The organism is Bacteroidia bacterium (genome assembly GCA_037045145.1).
Lineage (GTDB): Bacteria > Bacteroidota > Bacteroidia > AKYH767-A > OLB10 > OLB10.
Genome location: JBAOIA010000011.1, coordinates 1,217,486 through 1,235,393 on the forward strand (window position 1 = coordinate 1,217,486; position 17,908 = coordinate 1,235,393).

A 17,908-nucleotide genomic window follows, 5' to 3' on the forward strand; every position below is an offset into this window, starting at 1 on the left:
GTATTGAAGCTATCCGTTGTCATCGTCAACTACAATGTAAAGTACTTTCTTGAGCAATGCCTCATTTCAGTTGGTAAGGCTATTAATAATATTGATGCAGAGGTTTTTGTGGTTGATAATAATTCTGTTGACGGATCATGTCAGATGGTTCGTGAAAAATTTCCATTTGTCACCTTAATTGAGAACAAAGTAAACACCGGTTTTTCAAAAGCAAACAATCAAGCTATTTTACAAAGTAAAGGTGAATTTGTTTTGCTGCTTAATCCTGATACTGTAGTTGAGGAGGATACCTTCATAAAGGTTGTTAACTTTATGGACAGTCATCCACAGGCTGGTGGGCTTGGTGTGCATATGATTGACGGCAACGGAAAATTTTTGCCTGAATCCAAAAGAGGACTACCAACACCCGCTGTGGCATTCTATAAAATATTCGGTCTGTCAACAGTATTTCCTAAGTCACGATTGTTTGGTCAGTATCATTTAGGTTTTCTCGATAAAAACAAAACGCATGAAGTTGACGTGCTCAGTGGCGCATTTATGTTGTTAAGAAAATCCGTATTGGATAAAATCGGATTGCTTGACGAAACATTTTTCATGTATGGTGAAGATATTGACTTGTCATATAGAATAACAAAGGCAGGCTATAAGAATTATTATTTTCCGGAAACAAAAATTATTCACTATAAAGGCGAGAGTACCAAGAAGAGCAGTGTAAATTATGTGGTAGTATTTTATAAAGCCATGAGTATTTTTGCTCAAAAGCATTTTTCGCAGAGCAATGCTGCATTTTTTTCATTTCTGATAAATATTGCCATATACCTCAGGGCAGGTATAGCATTATTGAATCGTCTTTTCAGTATTTTTTTGCTGCCGATTATTGATGCAGTATTTATTTATGGCGGTTATTCCATTATTAAAACATATTGGGAGCTTTATGTCAAGCAACTGCATTATCCTGAACATTACATGCTTTTGGTTGTGCCGGGATATGTTTTAGTCTGGATTTTTTCTGCTTATCTTAATGGAGGTTATGATAAACCATTACGTATTTCCAGAGTTGTAAGAGGAATTTTGTCAGGAACAATTTTTATTTTAGTAGTGTATGCATTGTTGAACGAAACCTATCGTTTTTCAAGAGCTTTAATTTTGATGAATACTGCCTGGGCTTGTTTGATAACTGCGTTAATACGATATGGGTTAAATGCAGCCGGCTTCAAAGGATTTGCATTGGCTGCAGATGTTAAAAAGAAATTGATTGTTGTAGCAGATGCCATGGATGCAAAAAGAATTTTATCGCTGCTACAATTGTCAGGTTCAAATACAACTTTTGTAGGATATGTTGATTCAGGAGTAAGTCAGGAAGGAGAGTTGAAAAATTACAGACTTGGAACGTTGACACAGTTAAATGAAATAATAACAATTTATCAGGTTGATGAAGTAGTTTTCAGTTCACACTCATTGAGCGCACAACAGATTATTGAGAATATGGGTGCATTGCGCAACAGACAAGTTGAGTATAAAATTGCACCACCTGAAAGCCTGTTTATTATTGGCAGTAACTCCATAAATGACAATGGTGATCTCTATCTGGTTGATGTGAATACATTAAACAACCCTTCCAATAGAAGGAAAAAACGATTCTTTGATATTTTCAGTGCTTTTGGAATAATATTCTGCTATCCTTTACTTGGACTGTTTTTCAAAAAGGAACAAAATATTTTTGCGAATAGCATATCTGTACTGTTTGGCGTGAAAACATGGGTAGCTACAAATACAAAGAGTTTATCGGCACCGCAAAATAAAGTAGGTGTTTATACGCCATCAGATGGATTAAGTGTGCCTTCTGATAATGAGCATTTCCGTGACAGACTCAATGTACTATATGCCCGCGATTACAATATGATAAACGATTGGAATATAGTTCGGAGAAATATTTTTAAGTGAGAAAATATTATATTGCTTTAACCTGAAATTTTTTTTCACCAAACCATTTGCTGATATATTTATTTCTTTTACCCATGAAAAATTCTTCTACAATAATTGTAAAAACAAATGCAATAAGAAAGGTAAATACCAGAAAGGCAATATGTGCAAAAAAGCCGGTACCAATCTTTTTATTAAACCAGGTTACCCATAATGGATGCCATAAATACCAATTGTAACTGTAGTACGCAACAAATCTTAGAAATTTTAACTTAGACAAATCCCAATGATAAGTTGATGCAAGCATCATAAAAAAGCAAAGTGGAACAATAGAATGGAATATGCATTTTCTAAAAAACACCCATTCATAATTATGGAAAATAAAAATCATCAGACAGAATAATAATACTCCTGCAAAAAGCATTAAAATTTGTGAAGTTCGTTTAATAATGAGATTTGGAAAATAATTTAATATAATGCTTAGCAGAACACCCCATCCAAGTGCATCAATTCTGTTGTAAGTAGCACCATAAGTATCTTTGCCATTTGTGAAATTTAAAGCAAGCACTTTAAATACAAATCCGGCAACGATAACCATTAGTAATGCAGCCACTAAAACTTTTTTATCAGGGAAGTAACGTTGAATTACTAATAATAAGATTGGTAATAAAATATAAAAATGTTCTTCAACACATAGCGACCATAAATGTCCAAAACTCCAAACGTCATTGCTTGTAAAATTTGAATAGAAAAATATATAACGCAAGTATTTATCGGGCGGAATTATCATGTCAGGTGCCATTGTATGATATAATAGGACTGCAATAGCTGAGCCAATGAAAAGGTAGCTGAAATAAGATGGCCAAATTTTAAACCCACGCTGAATGATAAATTTGAAAAAATTTATTTTTTCACCTTTTTTTAAATAACCAATAAGAATATTTCCAATTAGTAATCCTGAAATTACAAAAAACAAGTCAACGCCAAGATAGCCATACGGAAGTTGTCTGTTGTAATGATAAATAACAACACTTAATATAGCAAACGACCTGAAAATATCAACACTTGAATTCCGACCTGGGGCATTAATTACCTCATGTGATTTTAGCTGTATCATTCAAATCAGGGTCTCAAATATAAATCAATGGCTTCCCCTTGATTGATGGTGTTGTTATCAGGTGCAGGATTTTGATCGTAGATTTTTGCATTGAGTGTATCTTTAATCACTCCGTCAAAAAACAAGGACCCAATGTTCAATGATGAACCTTTTAAAACAAATAATGCTTCATCATAAGTTAGGCCAATCAAAGATGGAACTGTAACAATTGTGTTTCCTAATCCATCACCAACAATCAAATCAATGGCAGAGCCTTTAGGCACATCTGTTCCGGCTTTTAATTCTCTTCCATTTATCATCATAGAAAGCACTGCGTTTTTCGCAAGATCGGGTTTGAAAATCTGCTCTCCCATTCTAAGCCCTGATGCAGCAAGAATAGCTTCAGCTTGTCGTAAGGAAACGTCTTTTAGTGCAGGGACTTTTACCATTGGTGCACTACTGCGTGTAATGGTAAGATAGATAGTACGGCCTTGTTTTACTTTTTCATCAGGTTGCGGATCTTGCTCAACAATAGTTCCTGGCTTTTGATCTAAAAGGTAAACAGATGAATCAGCAATTTTAAATGACAGGTTTTTAGTCCTTAAAAAATCATTAACCTTCTGTATGTTCATGCCTTTTAAGTCTGGAACTGAAACTGAATTTCCATGATCGGTATAGCTATCAAGCCATTTATAAACCAAACCTATTGACATGATAATTACTATGAAAATTACCGAAATATTAATCCAGAAAAAGCGTGACTTAAGAAATTGAATTAGTACTTTCATCATATTATTTGGTCAGCAACAATTGATTTCTTTTAAACCCGAATTCAAGTATTTTTTCAATAAATTCAAAAGGCTTATACTGGTTTAATGCAGCCTGATGGAAAATACAAGTTGCCGGTGTCATACCGGGCAATGAGTTTACTTCTATAAAAACAACTTCAACTTTATTGTCGTTTGTTATACGGACAAATGCATCAATACGTGCATAGCCTTCTATATTTAGCAGTTGTGCTGCACGCAAAAGCTCTTTTCGGATAATATCTGATATCAATCTGTTTTCCATGGTATGCTTACTGTAACGAGCAGGTGTGATATTCTGCCCTTCTCCGGCTAAGAATTTTTCTTCAAGAGAAAGTATATCACCTTCATGCAATGTTTCACTGGGTTCAAAAATTTCATAATGTATATTTCCTGTTTCATCATAGGTTGTGAGCATGCCTCCTGTAATTTCTAAAAAATGTTTACAGTTTTCACCACTGATGAGGCTTTCAATCAGGAAATATCTTTTTCGTGGAAACTCTTCCTTGTCTTTTATCTTCAATAGTCCAGCGGCAGCTGGGTTTAAGGTATCATCTTGACGAAAAATTAATTCAGCGTAGGCGTGAAGCTGATTTTCATTGCGGATAATTTTTACCGCACTACTGCAGCCATCGTCAACCGGTTTAGCTATGATAGGGAATCCAAATTCTTTTAGAATTTTTTCTTCTGTTGCAGATGGGTTATTACGCCACTCTTCTTCAGTGAGTTTGTAATGCTGTGCAACTTTAAATCCATTTTGTGCAAGTAGCTCATTGGTCTGAAATTTATCTATAGTGATTTTAGAAGATTCAGCCCTTGAGCCATTGAATGGTAAGCCGACTTTGTTAAGTTGCAATTGTAGTTCACCATCTTCGCCCGGACGACCATGTAAGGCGATAAAAACAATTTTTACTTGTTGTGCAAGTTCTTCAAACAATGTTTTTTCTGGAGGGTTAAGATTAAAAGTATTGGCAAATGTTTGTGTTACATTACCACATTGGTCAATTATTTTTTTGATGACAGGATGTTGATTGTAATTGAGAATTTTTTCTTTGATGTCGTCAGCATTATCTTTTAACATCAGGTTGATTGGAATCCTGTAAAGTGAATAAGCCTGCTCGTTGCCTGCAAGAAAATAGGGTACCGGCTCGTACTGTTCTGTTGATGATAATTTTTCATAAACATTACGTCCGCTTTCAACACTAATGTGTCTTTCACTGCTATAGCCACCCATTATTACACCAACTTTTATTTTTTCTGATTGCGACTTGGCTTTTTTGCTGAGTAGTCCATTCAGGTTTTGAATCAGTTGTGGTACTGTACGAAACGATTTCATTTCTAAAAGACGCGCCTGAAGCGAAGTGGATATAATATAACTGATAAACTGAGAAGGATTAAGACCAATTTCTGCAGCTTGATGAAAGAAAAAACTACTTGGCATCATTCCTGATGTTGTATTCGGGTCATTCAGAAATATTGAGCCATTCTCGGTTATAAAGCCATCAATGCGTGCATAAACACTAAAGTTTAATGATGTAAACAGACGCTCACATTCCCTTCTTATAGTTTCTATTTGTACTTCAGGCAGGTGAATAGGTGTTATTTTTCGTGATAAACCCGGTAAATATTTAGCACGATAGTCAAACAACTCATTGCCTTTGCGGATTTCTGTTGGTGGCAGAGCTACCGGCTTTCCATTTTCATTTGTGATTACAATACATGAAAACTCTTTTCCTGTAATGAATGATTCTATGATAACTTCAGTTTCAGCTTCCATGGCAGCAATGGAAACAATGTCTTCCATTTCACCAAAAAGTTGTATCAGTACACCTAATAATTCTTCCGGATGATATATTGTTCTATTGTTGATTTTTGCAGGTAATCCAATGCCCTCCCTAATATCTGATACTTTTTTAATCCATTCTGTTTTTGCATCAAAAGTCATGCTGTTCCATTCTGTTCTGGAAATTTCACAGATAAATAAAGATTTGTTTACAGCGTGTATAAATGCATCAACATCATTATTCTTCAACACAGATATTCCAATACTCGAACCCTGATTAGCAGCTTTAACAACACATGGAAATCCAACAGATTTTAAATTTTTAATAAAGGATTTTCGGTTTGATGAGGCTAACCACTCAGATCGGTTTATGACAGTAACTTCAGGAACATTAAAACCTGATTTTTTCATCAGTTCTTTCTGAATAACTTTGTTCATTCCTATTGCAGAAGAGAGTATGCCAGAGCCGGAGTAAGGAATTCGGTAATATTCCAGCATTCCTTGTATGCGTCCGTCTTCGCCATCAGAACCATGCAGACATAAAAATGCAAAATCTATGACATCAGGCAACTGCGCAAACTCTATGCGTGTACCTAATTTCATTGTAAGTCTGATTTGCTCCTGATGCGTAAGCGAGCCAAGATTTTCTGCATATATCTGAAAGCCTCGGGTGGATTCAGGTAGAAATTCTGATGGCGGATAAAAATCACGAATACTGCCTTTGTAAATAAATTGCCAATCAAGAATAAGTAAGTTGCCAAAACTATCAACAAAGAGTGGAATCGGTTCAAAAAGCGTTTTGTCGAGATTATCATATACGGTTCTGCCACCGGCAAAGGATACCTCGCGTTCGCGTGATGAGCCGCCAAAAAGGATTCCAATTTTTAGTTTGTTCATATTGATTTTAAGTCATGAAATGATTGAACAAAGTTAACGTAATAATGCAGCAGCTTACTTGCTTAAAGAGTAAGTATTCACGATTTTTTTAACATTTAAAGGTGAGGCATTTATTGTTAAAAACCCGAGAGAAAGTTTGTTTTACAGATTGGTTTTTATCAGGTAAAAACGCCTGAGAACGGCAGTTTATTTTAGCAACCCATTGACTCCAGCACCAAAAAGTGCAAAGTCATATTTTACAGGGTCTTTTTTATCAAATTCTTGGAGGCTTATAGTCAACTCTTCAACCGCTTTCCAATCATCTTGTTGTCTTCTCAAAAGCCCAAGAAGTCGTGCTGTACGCCCTGTGTGTACGTCTAAAGGACAGTAGAGTAGTGCTGATGAAATATCCCAAATTCCAAAGTCAACACCTGCTTGGTCTTTTCTTATCATCCAGCGCAGAAACATATTGAATCTTTTACAACCTGAATTTTTTAATGGGTCGCCTAAATGTTTTGTGGTGCGTGGTTGACAGGATTGGGAGAATAGTTTCTGCCTGAATAAACTCATAGCCACAGGTATGGGATTGTTGTTTACAAAAGTTGAAAAGCAGTTTCCTAACGATCCATATTCGTTGTATATATTTTTTATTGCTTTAAAAATATATACGCAATCTTCTCCATTAAAAGTACGATGAACAAACTTTCTGAAGTGGTTATAATCATTATTTGATGCATTTATGATAAATGATTTTGGAGTATGCTCCATCATTTTCATAAGAGATTGTGCATTTTTCAATATGGTTTTACGCTGCCCCCACGAGATGAGAGAGGTCAGAAAAGCGCTGATTTCAATGTCGCCACTGTCTGAAAACATGTGGGGAATAGAGATTGGGTCATCATCAATAAAATCTCTTCTGTTGTAGCGCAGAAATAAATCGTCTAAGTATAGTTTTAACTCATGATCATTCATGACATTTTGCTATCAAACTTCCTTGCCGCTGTCTTTACTTCTAAATGAGATTGCAACAGGAACTCCACTCAGATTAAAGTTTTCACGAAGTTTATTTTCAAGAAATCTTCTGTAAGAGGTTTGAATATATTGCGGATTGCTACTGAAAAATACAAAACGCGGATACGGCCCAGGGACCTGGGTAATATATTTTATGTTTATGAGTTTGCCTTTGACAGATGGTGGTGGATAGTTTTCTATGAAAGGCAGAATTTTTTTGTTTAGTTGCGATGTAGGAATGTGCTGTGTTCTGTTTTTGAAAACATCAATGGCAGTTTCAAGTGCTTTAAAAATACGTTGCTTGTTTAGTACTGATGTAAAGATTATAGGAACATCCGTTAAAGGAGCAATGGCTTCTTTTATTTCTTCTGTAAACTTTTTTGTTGAATTATTTTCTTTGTCAATTAAATCCCATTTATTCACCAAGAACACAACCCCTTTATGATTGGTTTGAATGAGGTGAAAAATATTGGCATCCTGTGCTGTAAATCCTTTCTCTGCATCAATCATAAAAAGGCATACGTCACTTTGTTCAATAGCTCTTATACTGCGCATTACAGAGTAAAATTCCAAATCTTCTTTCACTTTAGCTTTCTTTCTCAATCCGGCTGTGTCAACTAAAATAAAGTCGAAACCAAAATTTGAATAACGGATATTTATACTGTTTCTTGTTGTTCCTGCAATTGGAGTAACAATACTTCGTTCTACTCCAGTGAGCATATTCATCAATGACGATTTACCTACATTAGGTTGTCCGATAATAGTGATTTTAGGTAAATCCTCTTCAGCCTCATCATCAGGCTTAAAAACTTTTACAACTGCATCAAGTAGTTCGCCAGTGCCACTGCCGTTTGATGATGAAATACAATAATAGTCACCAAGACCGAGTGCGTAAAATTCAACTGCATCATTCAATTGCTTTGGAGAATCAACTTTGTTGACTACCAAAAATGTTTTCTTGTTACTGTTGCGAAGCAGTTGTGCAATATCCTCATCAAAATCATTAAGTCCTTCTCGGGCATCGGTAACAAAGAGTATAATGTCGGCTTCATCAATTGCCAGCTTAACTTGCTTTCTTATTTCAGATTCAAAAATATCTTCTGAACCGGAAACATATCCTCCTGTATCAATTACAGAAAACTTTTTTCCTGTCCATTCTCCTGTACCATAGTGTCTGTCTCGTGTTACTCCCGATTCGTCATGTACGATGGCGTCCATACTTTCTGTCAACCTGTTGAACAGTGTTGATTTCCCTACATTTGGTCTGCCTACAATAGCGATTATGTTGCTCATTTTTATTTGTTATTCTTTGTAGCCGAATTTATTCAGCTGTTGCTCGTTATTCCGCCAGTCTTCTCTTATCTTTACTGTCAGTTCAAGAAAAACCTTTTTGCCTGTCATCTCTTCGATTTTCTTTCTGCTGTCAGTACCTAACTTTTTTATTGCCAAACCATTTTTCCCCAATAAAATGGCTTTTTGTGATTCTCTTTCTACAAAAATATAACTCTTGATTTTAGTCAGCTTAGGAGTGTCTTTAAATTCTTCTATACTAACTTCAACACTATATGGTATTTCTTTATCATATTGTAGAAAAATTTTCTCACGAATTATTTCGGCAGCAAAAAATCTTTCATTTCTATCAGTCAATGTGTCTTTATCAAAATAGGGAGGTGCTTCAGGAATAAATTGTAATAGAGTTTTAATGAGAACATCACCACCAAATTTTTCTTTTGCAGAAATGGGTACTATGGCATCAGGATTTAGCTGTTGCTCAATTTTCTGAACTATATTTTCAAGTTCTTCCTGATTACTTAAATCAATTTTGTTCAATGCTACAACTAATTTTTTGTCACCTGGAAGCAGTGTTTTAAATTTCTCTGCATCCATATCATTTCCCAGAGCATCGTACACTAACAGAACGACATCAGCGTCAGCAAATGCACTTTGAACGAACGTCATCATTCGTTGATGCAGCTGATATCCTGGTGTGATAATGCCCGGTGTATCAGAAAACACCAATTGATAATCTGGTTGTGAAACAACACCTCTTATCCGATGCCGTGTAGTTTGAGCCTTATGCGTTACTATACTTAAGTCCTGCCCCAAAAGAGTATTTAAAAGGGTAGATTTTCCTGCATTTGGTTTGCCTACAATAGCTATAAATCCTGCTTTATGCACTTTGAAATTTTTCCTGCGAAGGTAGTCAAGAAAATGGGACAAAATTTACTTCGATAAAATTAGATGTCATCCTGCTGTATTATCCTTGTTTTTAAGCATGGCATTAGCAATTGCACCAGACATGGCATCGTCACGTTTTTGGAGATAGGTAACAATGTTTTCGTAATCTTTCTTATTTCGGTTTTGCGAAAGTTTATCTTTTGCATCAATATGTGAAACAACAATTTCAAATCCAATTATCCCACTTAAATTTTCACGAATAACTTTAGCGTCTATATTATCAAAAAATTTTGGTTTCTCTTCTTTCGATTCGTAATGATCTGTTAGTTGTATTAAGCTTTGAAGCAGCTCAATTTCCGATTGTATTTTTATTTTACCATGACAATGTACCGCCTGATAATTCCAGGTTGAAACATTTTCATGGCTATACCAAGAGGAAGAAATATAGCAATGCGGGCCTGAAAAAATCACTAAAGCATCGTTGCCATCAGATAAAGTGCTGCATTGTGGGTTTTCTTTTGAAATATGACCGTGTAATACAAGATTGTTGTCTATTACCAAAGGCGTCAGTGGAATATGAGTAGCAAACATTTTGGTTTCTGAATGCGTTATTAAAATTCCAAAACTGTTTTCCTTTATGAAGTCAACCTGTTGGTGAAAATTGGTATTGCGGAAATATTCAGAGATGTACATAAGAAGAGAAAATGATTTTAGTAGGCCATCACACTTTCAAGTTTTTCCTGATAGAGTTTTGAATATTCACTGATGTTACCGAATTTTTCTTCGTCAACAATGATGTCGCCATGTGTCACAACACCAAGATTGGTAAAATCAACTCCTGAATCAGCTACTAAGCTTATAAATTCATCCATTTGCTCTTCAGAAACACTAACTACAACACGACTTTGAGATTCGCCAAAAAGAAATGCATCTTTTCTTATATCCTCATCAGAATTGATTTCAAACCCTACACTATTAATGATGGCAGACTCAAGCAATGAAATAAAAAGACCACCATCAGAAACATCGTGTACAGACTGTACACATCCGGCTTTGATTAATTGTTTTATGAGTTGTTGAACATCATATTCTTCATCGAGATTAAATTCCGGTGCAGGACTGTGGTTGATGCCATGTGTGCTGACAAGATATTGTGATGATGCAATACAGTTTTTAGAAGAGCCAATCAAAAATATCTGATCACCTGAATTTGAAAAAGACAATGTTGCTGCTTTGTTTTTATCACTGATAATACCAATCATTCCAATAGTTGGAGTAGGGTAAACGGGCACATCTTCATTACCTATTTTCGACTGGTTGTAAAAGCTGACATTTCCACCTGTCACCGGAGTATGGAATTTTTCACAAGCTTTTGACATGCCTTTAATGCTATGAACAAACTGCCAGTAAACTTCAGGGTTATATGGATTGCCGAAGTTCAAGCAATTGGTAACAGCTGAAGGTTCTCCTCCTGTACAAACAATATTTCGTGCAGCTTCTGCTACTGCAATAGCACAGCCTTGTTCTGGATCTGCAAACACATATCTTGCATTACAATCAACAGATACAGCAAGCGCTTTTTTTGAGTTTTTAATATTTACAATGGCAGCATCAGATGGTTTGTTAATACTCATATTAATAGTGCCCACCATACTGTCATATTGCGTATAAACCCATCGTCTGCTACAAATATTCGGATGGGATGTCAATTGTTTGGCAACGGTAATAAGATCAGATGGAACTTCAACTTTATCTATGTTAAACAATTTGTTTTGTTTGAAGTATGCGGGTTCTTTATAATCTCTTTTATAAACCGGTGCACCACCACCTAATACTAATGATTCAGCGTTAACATCAGCAACCAACGTTTCATTCATATAGAATTTTAATTGCTGTCCATTAACAACTTCGCCAATGCATGTGCAGTTTAAATCCCATTTTTCAAAAACAGCATTAATTAAATGTTCTTTACCTTTTTCTGCCACAATGAGCATTCTCTCCTGCGACTCTGAAAGTAAAATTTCCCAAGGCTCCATATTTTTTTGTCTTGTAGGAACTTTATCAAGATGTATAATCATGCCGTGGTTTCCTTTGGCCGACATTTCAGAGGTAGAACAAATAATTCCTGCAGCACCCATGTCCTGCATGCCTACAACAGCACCTGTTGCAATAACTTCAAGTGTTGCCTCAAGTAAAAGCTTTTCCTGAAAAGGATCGCCCACCTGTACAGAGGGTAAATCTTCATGCGAATCTTCGTGCAAGTCGCCTGAAGCAAATGTGGCACCATGTATTCCGTCTTTTCCTGTTGCAGAGCCTACTATATAAACACTGTTACCGTCACCTTCAGAAATTGCTTTTACTGTTTTGCCATGTTCCACAATTCCTACACTCATGGCATTGACTAAAATGTTCGTATTGTAACAATCTTCAAAATAAACTTCACCACCAACTGTTGGCACACCAAAGGCATTGCCATAGTCGCCAATACCTTTAACAACGCCACGCATAAGCATTTTAGTTCGCTCATTATTCAGGTTGCCAAAACGCAAAGAGTTAAGTTGTGCAATAGGTCGTGCGCCCATTGTAAAAATATCACGGTTAATTCCACCAACGCCTGTAGCAGCTCCCTGATAGGGCTCTATGGCAGATGGGTGATTGTGCGATTCTATTTTAAAAGCACAGGCAAGGTTGTCGCCAATATCAACAAGTCCTGCATTTTCTTCTCCTGCTTTGGCAAGCATATGCGGTCCTTCGCGAGGTAAAGTTTTCAGCCAGGTAATAGAGTTTTTATAGGAGCAATGTTCACTCCACATCACAGAGTAAATGCTTAATTCATTAAAATTAGGTTTACGACCCAATAGTGTGCATATTTTATCAAACTCTTCAGGCAAAAGACCTAATTTTTTTGCTGTTTCAACTGTTGTTTCTTTCAAACTTTCCATTCTTTATTTTTGATGTATAAATTCGTTTCAGAATACTTTTATGTTACTTTGCGCAAAGGTAACCTATTGAGGTAATAAACAGGTTATTCTATGATATGAATATTTTCAAACAACCTTACATTGGAAGCGGCTCTTAGCATTGGGTATATAGCATTTTTTGTTTTTATCATTCATAAATTGCCATTTTTCAGGATTGAAGGAATTCCTGTCTGGTGGCTTAAAGCAGCTTTTATTGTTAAACTAATTTTTGCCGTCTTACTTGGGATAATTTATTCAAAATATTATACGGAAAGACTGACTGCCGACACTTTTAAATTTTTTGATGATAGTAAGGTTTTGTATAATCTTGCTTTTGAGCACCCGCTTTGGTTTTTTCAGGCAATTTCAGGAATTAATAGTGAGGCAAGTTATTTGCTTCCCTACTATGACATTATGCATAATTGGTATAATAAAGTAGTCTTATTTAATGATTATCGCTTTCAGATAAGGATTAATGCTCTGTTGCGATTTATAAGTTTGGGATATTATCATGTGCATGCAGTATTTTATTGTTTCTTGTCATTTGTTGGACTCACTGCACTACTCAAACTTTTTGTACAGACACTTCCAATGCTCAAAAAAGTTCTGTTTTTGGGGATATTTTTTATTCCCTCAGTATTGTTTTGGGGATCAGGATTGCTGAAAGATTCATTGATTTTGTTTGCAACAGGAATGGTGCTTTACTTTTTGAATAGGTTGAGTCAGGAGAGAAAGCCGGCAACGATTATTGGAGTTTTGTTTTTTTTACTTTTTCTGATGATGATAAAGTTCCACAATTTTATTTTGCTGTTGCCACTCTTTGCAGCATATCAGATTACTTCTGTTTACAGAAAAAATGTATTGTTGATTTTTGTTTCTATAGTTACAGTTTACTATCTGATATTGATTAATCTTAATTTTATAATTCCGGGTTTTGGGTTGATGGAATTGTTGTCAAACAAGCAGGCAGAATTTGTTGATCTTGCACATGATTATCATGCAAACAGCACCATACCTATAAACTATCTGGCGCCATCAGAGTGGAATGCATTTGCAAATACACCACAGGCGCTGTGGCATTCTTTTTTCAGGCCTTATCCTTTTGAGAGTAGTAATTTGCTTTATCAGCTTTCAGGTTTCGAAAATTTATTTTTTGGTTTATTAATGATTGTTGTTCTGCTAAACTTTAAAAATCCGAAATCGGCATCTCCATTGTTTTGGGTTGCAGTGTTTTATACTTTTTCTTTGTTTGAATTGATTGGCTTGGTAACACCAGTCATGGGAGCAATTGTTCGATATAAAATCCAAGCATTACCTTTTCTATTCTTTCTATTGATATATTTGACAGATTTTGATAAGCTAAAAAGAAGAATAATGATTTTTAGTTCAAAGAAAATCTGAGATGGAAATATTCTTTATCCCATTAGTCTATATATTACTTATTTGCCTTTTGATTGGCAATCACCGATTTTTTGATCTTAAAGGAGTATCACGTGCTTTTGTTTGTATCCTGTTTATCATTAAAGCTTTTGCCGGAATTATTATCACTTTCAATGCAGAAAAGATTTATGGTGGTGATGATGGATATTTTTTTTATGAAGCAGGTAAGTCTTTTCTAGACTATGGAGTAGAAAATCCTTATGGGTATTTGAAATTATTTTTTGGAATTTATGATAGTTCGAATAGTGTGGCATATCATCATTTTTTGAACTGGAAAAACCTTCCAATGTGGAATGATGGAGAAACTATGATTAAATTGTGTTCGCTCATTCACATTTTTGCCTTTTCAAATATCCTGGTTCATTCTATTGTTTTTAGTTTTTTATCTTTTTGCGGACTGACAGCAATTTATAAAGCAACCATTCATATTACACGTTCAAACGGATTTAGTTTGTTTCTTTTGCTGATGCTATTTCCGTCAGTAGTTTTTTTTAGTTCTGGAATTTTAAAAGAAACACTATTAATTGCAATATCAGGGTTGTTCTTTTTCAGCCTCACTCAATTTAAGGTATCCTTGCGGATGAAGATTTATTGTTTTATATTATTCTTTTTGCTTTGGTTAATTAAGCCACATTTTATATTCTTTTTTACTCCGGCAATTATAGCTTATATCAGTATGGCAAAGTTGAAATTGAGTTCAAAATGGATGTCACGATTAGTGATAGTTGGTGTCTTTGCTTTATATTTAATTCTTAGTGTGGTTGTATATGATAAAATATTAGATCGCAATGCAGCGGGTACAATAGCCTTGGTGCAGCAAAGTTCAATGAAGAACTCTATTTATGAAAATGCACAAAGCTACATTCAGCCGCCCATTATTGCTGCAAGCTACGCTAGCATTATTAAGAATACACCCAAAGCTTTTTATCAGGTTATCACAGTGCCATGGTTCTATACCAACTCAGGCTTACGATGGAAGGCTGCTGCAATTGAAAATCTCTTTGTGCTTATTATGGTGTTGATGAATATTTATGCTGCATTTGATAGAAAGAATACTTATTCACTCTACCATTTTGCTTTTCTGTTGTTTTTAATTTCTTTTTATTGCCTTGTAGGTTTTACCTGCGCACTCGAAGCATCTATTTTGCGGTTTAAAGCTCCAGTACTAATATTTCTTATTGCCGGCATGTATATGTTTTTACTACAGTATAAAGATAAAATTTTAAAAAATGAAACTTCAGACAATTGATACAGGTTTTTTTAAATTAGATGGCGGGGCTATGTTTGGAGTAGTTCCGAAATCTATATGGCAAAAATTAAATGCGTCAGATGACAATAATATGTGCACGTGGGCATTGCGTTGCCTGCTGATTGAAGATGGAAACAGACTTATTTTGATTGATGATGGTATTGGAGATAAGCAGAGTCAAAAGTTTTTTTCGCACTATTATCTTCATGGTGACAATACACTGGAAGAATCGTTATCTAAAGCCGGATTTCACTCCGATGATATTACTGATGTTTTTCTGACACACTTGCATTTTGACCATTGTGGTGGGAGTATAAAATGGAATTCATCAAGAGATGGATTTTTGCCGGCATTTAAAAATGCAAATTATTGGTGTCATGCCGATCATTGGAAATGGGCAACAGAGCCAAATGCTCGGGAGAAGGCCAGTTTTTTAAAGGAGAATATTCTTCCAATAAAGGAAAGCGGACAGTTAAAGTTTTTTGAAGGAACATCAGATATGTCAAGCGGATTTGAAATTCTTAAAAAGAACAATTTCCATCCCGATATTGACCTTGTTGTTGCCCGAGGCCATACCGATGGAATGACTTTGCCTTTGATTCCATATAAGAATGGAAAATTAATTTTTATGGCTGATTTATTGCCTTCTGCAGCGCATGTTCCGTTGCCTTATGTTATGGCATACGATACAAGACCACTCATAACATTAGAAGAGAAGAAAGCATTTTTGAAATATGCGGTGAATAATAATCTTAATTTATTTTTAGAACACGACCCGGCTAACGAGTGTTGTAATCTTATGGAAACAGAAAGAGGTGTGAGCGTAAACTCCTTATTTAAATTAAGTGAGATTTAAGCTGTTATTTCTGAGGTAAAATAATTTCCTTAGAAAATATTGTTGTGTTACCACAGGCATCAGTCAGATTCACTTTTAAATTGAACTTTCTCTCTGTGAATCGGTTTAATAATATATAAATTGTATTGTATTTTCTATCATATTCAGATAAGTACCAATTATTGTTAATTGTACAGGAGTATTTTTTGATTCCCGAAAAGTTGTCTGCTACCTTTACTTCAAGTACTGTGCAATTAAACACCGAATCGAATGAAGTGGAAATATTTTCAACTACTGGAGCAATGCTGTCAACCATGAGTGAGTAGGTGCCAAAGTCACTGATGCTTGCTGAGTACATGCCATCTTTAAAAATTCCTGATACCGGTGATGTGGTTCCATTTGAAGCAATTTTTACCATTATTGTTTTGCTATTGAGTGAGTCACCTTCTACGTCTGATTTAATTTTTAGCATAGCATTTTTTTTCAAGCCTTCAGAAGTGCTTCCAATAGTAATTTGTGGAGCAATAAACGATTTGTTTCCCTTACGAATGATGACATCACAATAATAATCCCGAAATAGTGCTCCGTCCGTTATCGAAAGCCTGTATCGGTCCGATTGAATTTTGTTTGCCTTATTATATTCCAACAATTCTCCTTTTTTTACAACGGTGTTTTTAGGTTTTGTACCGTTGTTGTTAACTATAGTAAAAACACAGCGCGAAATATTTCCTGCACCGTCACGTAACATGAGCCTGAAATTTACACTACTGTCATTTTTTAAAACAACAACACCGCTATTCTTAATAAATACATATTGACTGAATTTTACTCCCGGTAGTTTGTAGCATCGCTCGGTAATATTTCCTGTCCGCTGACCTTTTGAATAGTCAATTAGTCCGTTGGCATTTCTTGTTTCATCAAAAGAAAAGTTACTCATTTTTCTTGCAAAAACCAGTTTTTCATTTGCATATAATTCTACTTCGTCAATACCTAAAATTGCATTATCATTGTTAGCCTGATCGTAGCCTGAAAATCCAATTCCAATTTCACCGGATGCATTAATTAAATCGGTATATCTGTAATTCCCTGCCGATGTTTCAACAGGAGTGATTTCATGCCAGGGGAAAATGCTCAAAAAATCTTCTTTGATGGAGTAGATAGTAATTGATTTAATCAGTGGCGGAATGGTGTCTTTAATCTGCGGAAAGTAGCTGATAGGGTTTAAAGGTTTTTCACTTTTTGTGTTTCGGATTTCATAATGAAGATGTGGCCCTGACGAACCGCCTGAGTTTCCTGACCAGCCTATTGTATCACCTTGCCTGACCATAATTTTATTTCTTTCAGGAAACAACTCAACACTGTAAATTTTTTGTTTCTCCTGTTCAGCAAAGACAAATGACTCTATAGTTTTTCCATAACGATGTAAATGTGCATACACTGTTGTAAGCCCGTTAGGGTGATCTATATAGACTGCTTTTCCATAACCATTCTCAGAGGTTTTTATTCGCGAAACATAACCGTCAAAACTGGCTATGACCGGAAATCCGATTTTTGATTGTGTAGAAAAGTCAAGGCCTGAATGAAAATGATTACTTCTTACTTCACCATAGTTTCCTTTCTGGATTAGAGGAATTGTAAGTGGGCTTAAAGGTGATATAGGCTGTTGTGAATAAGCATTGCTGATTATTAAAGTAAAAATACAGTTTAAGAAATTTGCAACTTTCATATTTAAAAAAACATGCCGGACCAAA

At 35.3% G+C, this 17,908-nt stretch carries 13 protein-coding genes; 4 read left to right on the forward strand and 9 right to left on the reverse strand.

The genetic code is table 11. The features are described from left to right. The first annotated feature begins 3 nt into the window (after nucleotides 1-3). Nucleotides 4-1,944 carry a glycosyltransferase gene (locus tag V9G42_06390; GenBank protein ID MEI2759048.1) on the forward strand — a complete coding sequence of 647 codons (1,941 nt, stop codon included), beginning with the start codon at nucleotides 4-6 and terminating at the stop codon, nucleotides 1,942-1,944. Between the two features lie 7 nt (nucleotides 1,945-1,951). Here V9G42_06390 and V9G42_06395 read toward each other — a convergent pair whose 3' ends face one another. The 8 genes from V9G42_06395 to purL form a co-directional block, all read right to left on the reverse strand. Next, a complete protein-coding gene (locus tag V9G42_06395) occupies nucleotides 1,952-3,040 on the reverse strand; it encodes an acyltransferase (protein MEI2759049.1) in 1,089 nt (362 codons plus the stop codon). Nucleotides 3,041-3,045: 5 nt separating this feature from the next. Next, the gene (locus V9G42_06400) at nucleotides 3,046-3,810 is read right to left on the reverse strand and encodes a PASTA domain-containing protein (GenBank protein MEI2759050.1); all 765 of its coding nucleotides are present in this window, start codon (nucleotides 3,808-3,810) and stop codon (nucleotides 3,046-3,048) included. A gap of 1 nt (nucleotide 3,811) precedes the next feature. Then, the gene (locus tag V9G42_06405; GenBank protein ID MEI2759051.1) at nucleotides 3,812-6,505 is read right to left on the reverse strand and encodes a D-alanine--D-alanine ligase; all 2,694 of its coding nucleotides are present in this window, start codon (nucleotides 6,503-6,505) and stop codon (nucleotides 3,812-3,814) included. 186 nt (nucleotides 6,506-6,691) lie between these two features. Beyond that, a complete protein-coding gene (locus V9G42_06410) occupies nucleotides 6,692-7,456 on the reverse strand; it encodes a TIGR02757 family protein (GenBank protein MEI2759052.1) in 765 nt (254 codons plus the stop codon). Nucleotides 7,457-7,468: 12 nt separating this feature from the next. After that, nucleotides 7,469-8,788: a ribosome biogenesis GTPase Der gene (der, locus tag V9G42_06415; protein ID MEI2759053.1), complete on the reverse strand. Its 1,320-nt coding sequence runs from the start codon at nucleotides 8,786-8,788 to the stop codon at nucleotides 7,469-7,471. 9 nt (nucleotides 8,789-8,797) lie between these two features. Next, nucleotides 8,798-9,673 carry a GTPase Era gene (gene era / locus V9G42_06420; GenBank protein ID MEI2759054.1) on the reverse strand — a complete coding sequence of 292 codons (876 nt, stop codon included), beginning with the start codon at nucleotides 9,671-9,673 and terminating at the stop codon, nucleotides 8,798-8,800. Nucleotides 9,674-9,739: 66 nt separating this feature from the next. Next, nucleotides 9,740-10,366: an FMN-binding negative transcriptional regulator gene (locus tag V9G42_06425; protein MEI2759055.1), complete on the reverse strand. Its 627-nt coding sequence runs from the start codon at nucleotides 10,364-10,366 to the stop codon at nucleotides 9,740-9,742. A gap of 17 nt (nucleotides 10,367-10,383) precedes the next feature. Continuing rightward, nucleotides 10,384-12,615 carry a phosphoribosylformylglycinamidine synthase subunit PurL gene (gene purL / locus V9G42_06430; protein MEI2759056.1) on the reverse strand — a complete coding sequence of 744 codons (2,232 nt, stop codon included), beginning with the start codon at nucleotides 12,613-12,615 and terminating at the stop codon, nucleotides 10,384-10,386. A gap of 120 nt (nucleotides 12,616-12,735) precedes the next feature. Here purL and V9G42_06435 point away from each other — a divergent pair, with 120 nt between their 5' ends. The 3 genes from V9G42_06435 to V9G42_06445 are packed head-to-tail and all read left to right on the forward strand — an operon-like array spanning nucleotide 12,736 to nucleotide 16,178. Further along, nucleotides 12,736-14,034: a hypothetical protein gene (locus V9G42_06435; protein MEI2759057.1), complete on the forward strand. Its 1,299-nt coding sequence runs from the start codon at nucleotides 12,736-12,738 to the stop codon at nucleotides 14,032-14,034. Nucleotide 14,035: 1 nt separating this feature from the next. After that, nucleotides 14,036-15,322 carry a hypothetical protein gene (locus V9G42_06440; GenBank protein MEI2759058.1) on the forward strand — a complete coding sequence of 429 codons (1,287 nt, stop codon included), beginning with the start codon at nucleotides 14,036-14,038 and terminating at the stop codon, nucleotides 15,320-15,322. After that, on the forward strand, nucleotides 15,303-16,178 hold the full coding sequence (locus V9G42_06445) for an MBL fold metallo-hydrolase (protein MEI2759059.1): 876 nt from the start codon (nucleotides 15,303-15,305) through the stop codon (nucleotides 16,176-16,178). Before V9G42_06440 ends, V9G42_06445 begins: the two co-directional genes overlap by 20 nt. Nucleotides 16,179-16,182: 4 nt before the next feature. Here the strand turns inward: V9G42_06445 and V9G42_06450 are convergent, their stop codons facing one another. Next, nucleotides 16,183-17,883, reverse strand: coding sequence for a M23 family metallopeptidase (locus tag V9G42_06450; protein MEI2759060.1), 1,701 nt, complete (start codon nucleotides 17,881-17,883; stop codon nucleotides 16,183-16,185). Between the last annotated feature and the right edge of the window lie 25 nt (nucleotides 17,884-17,908).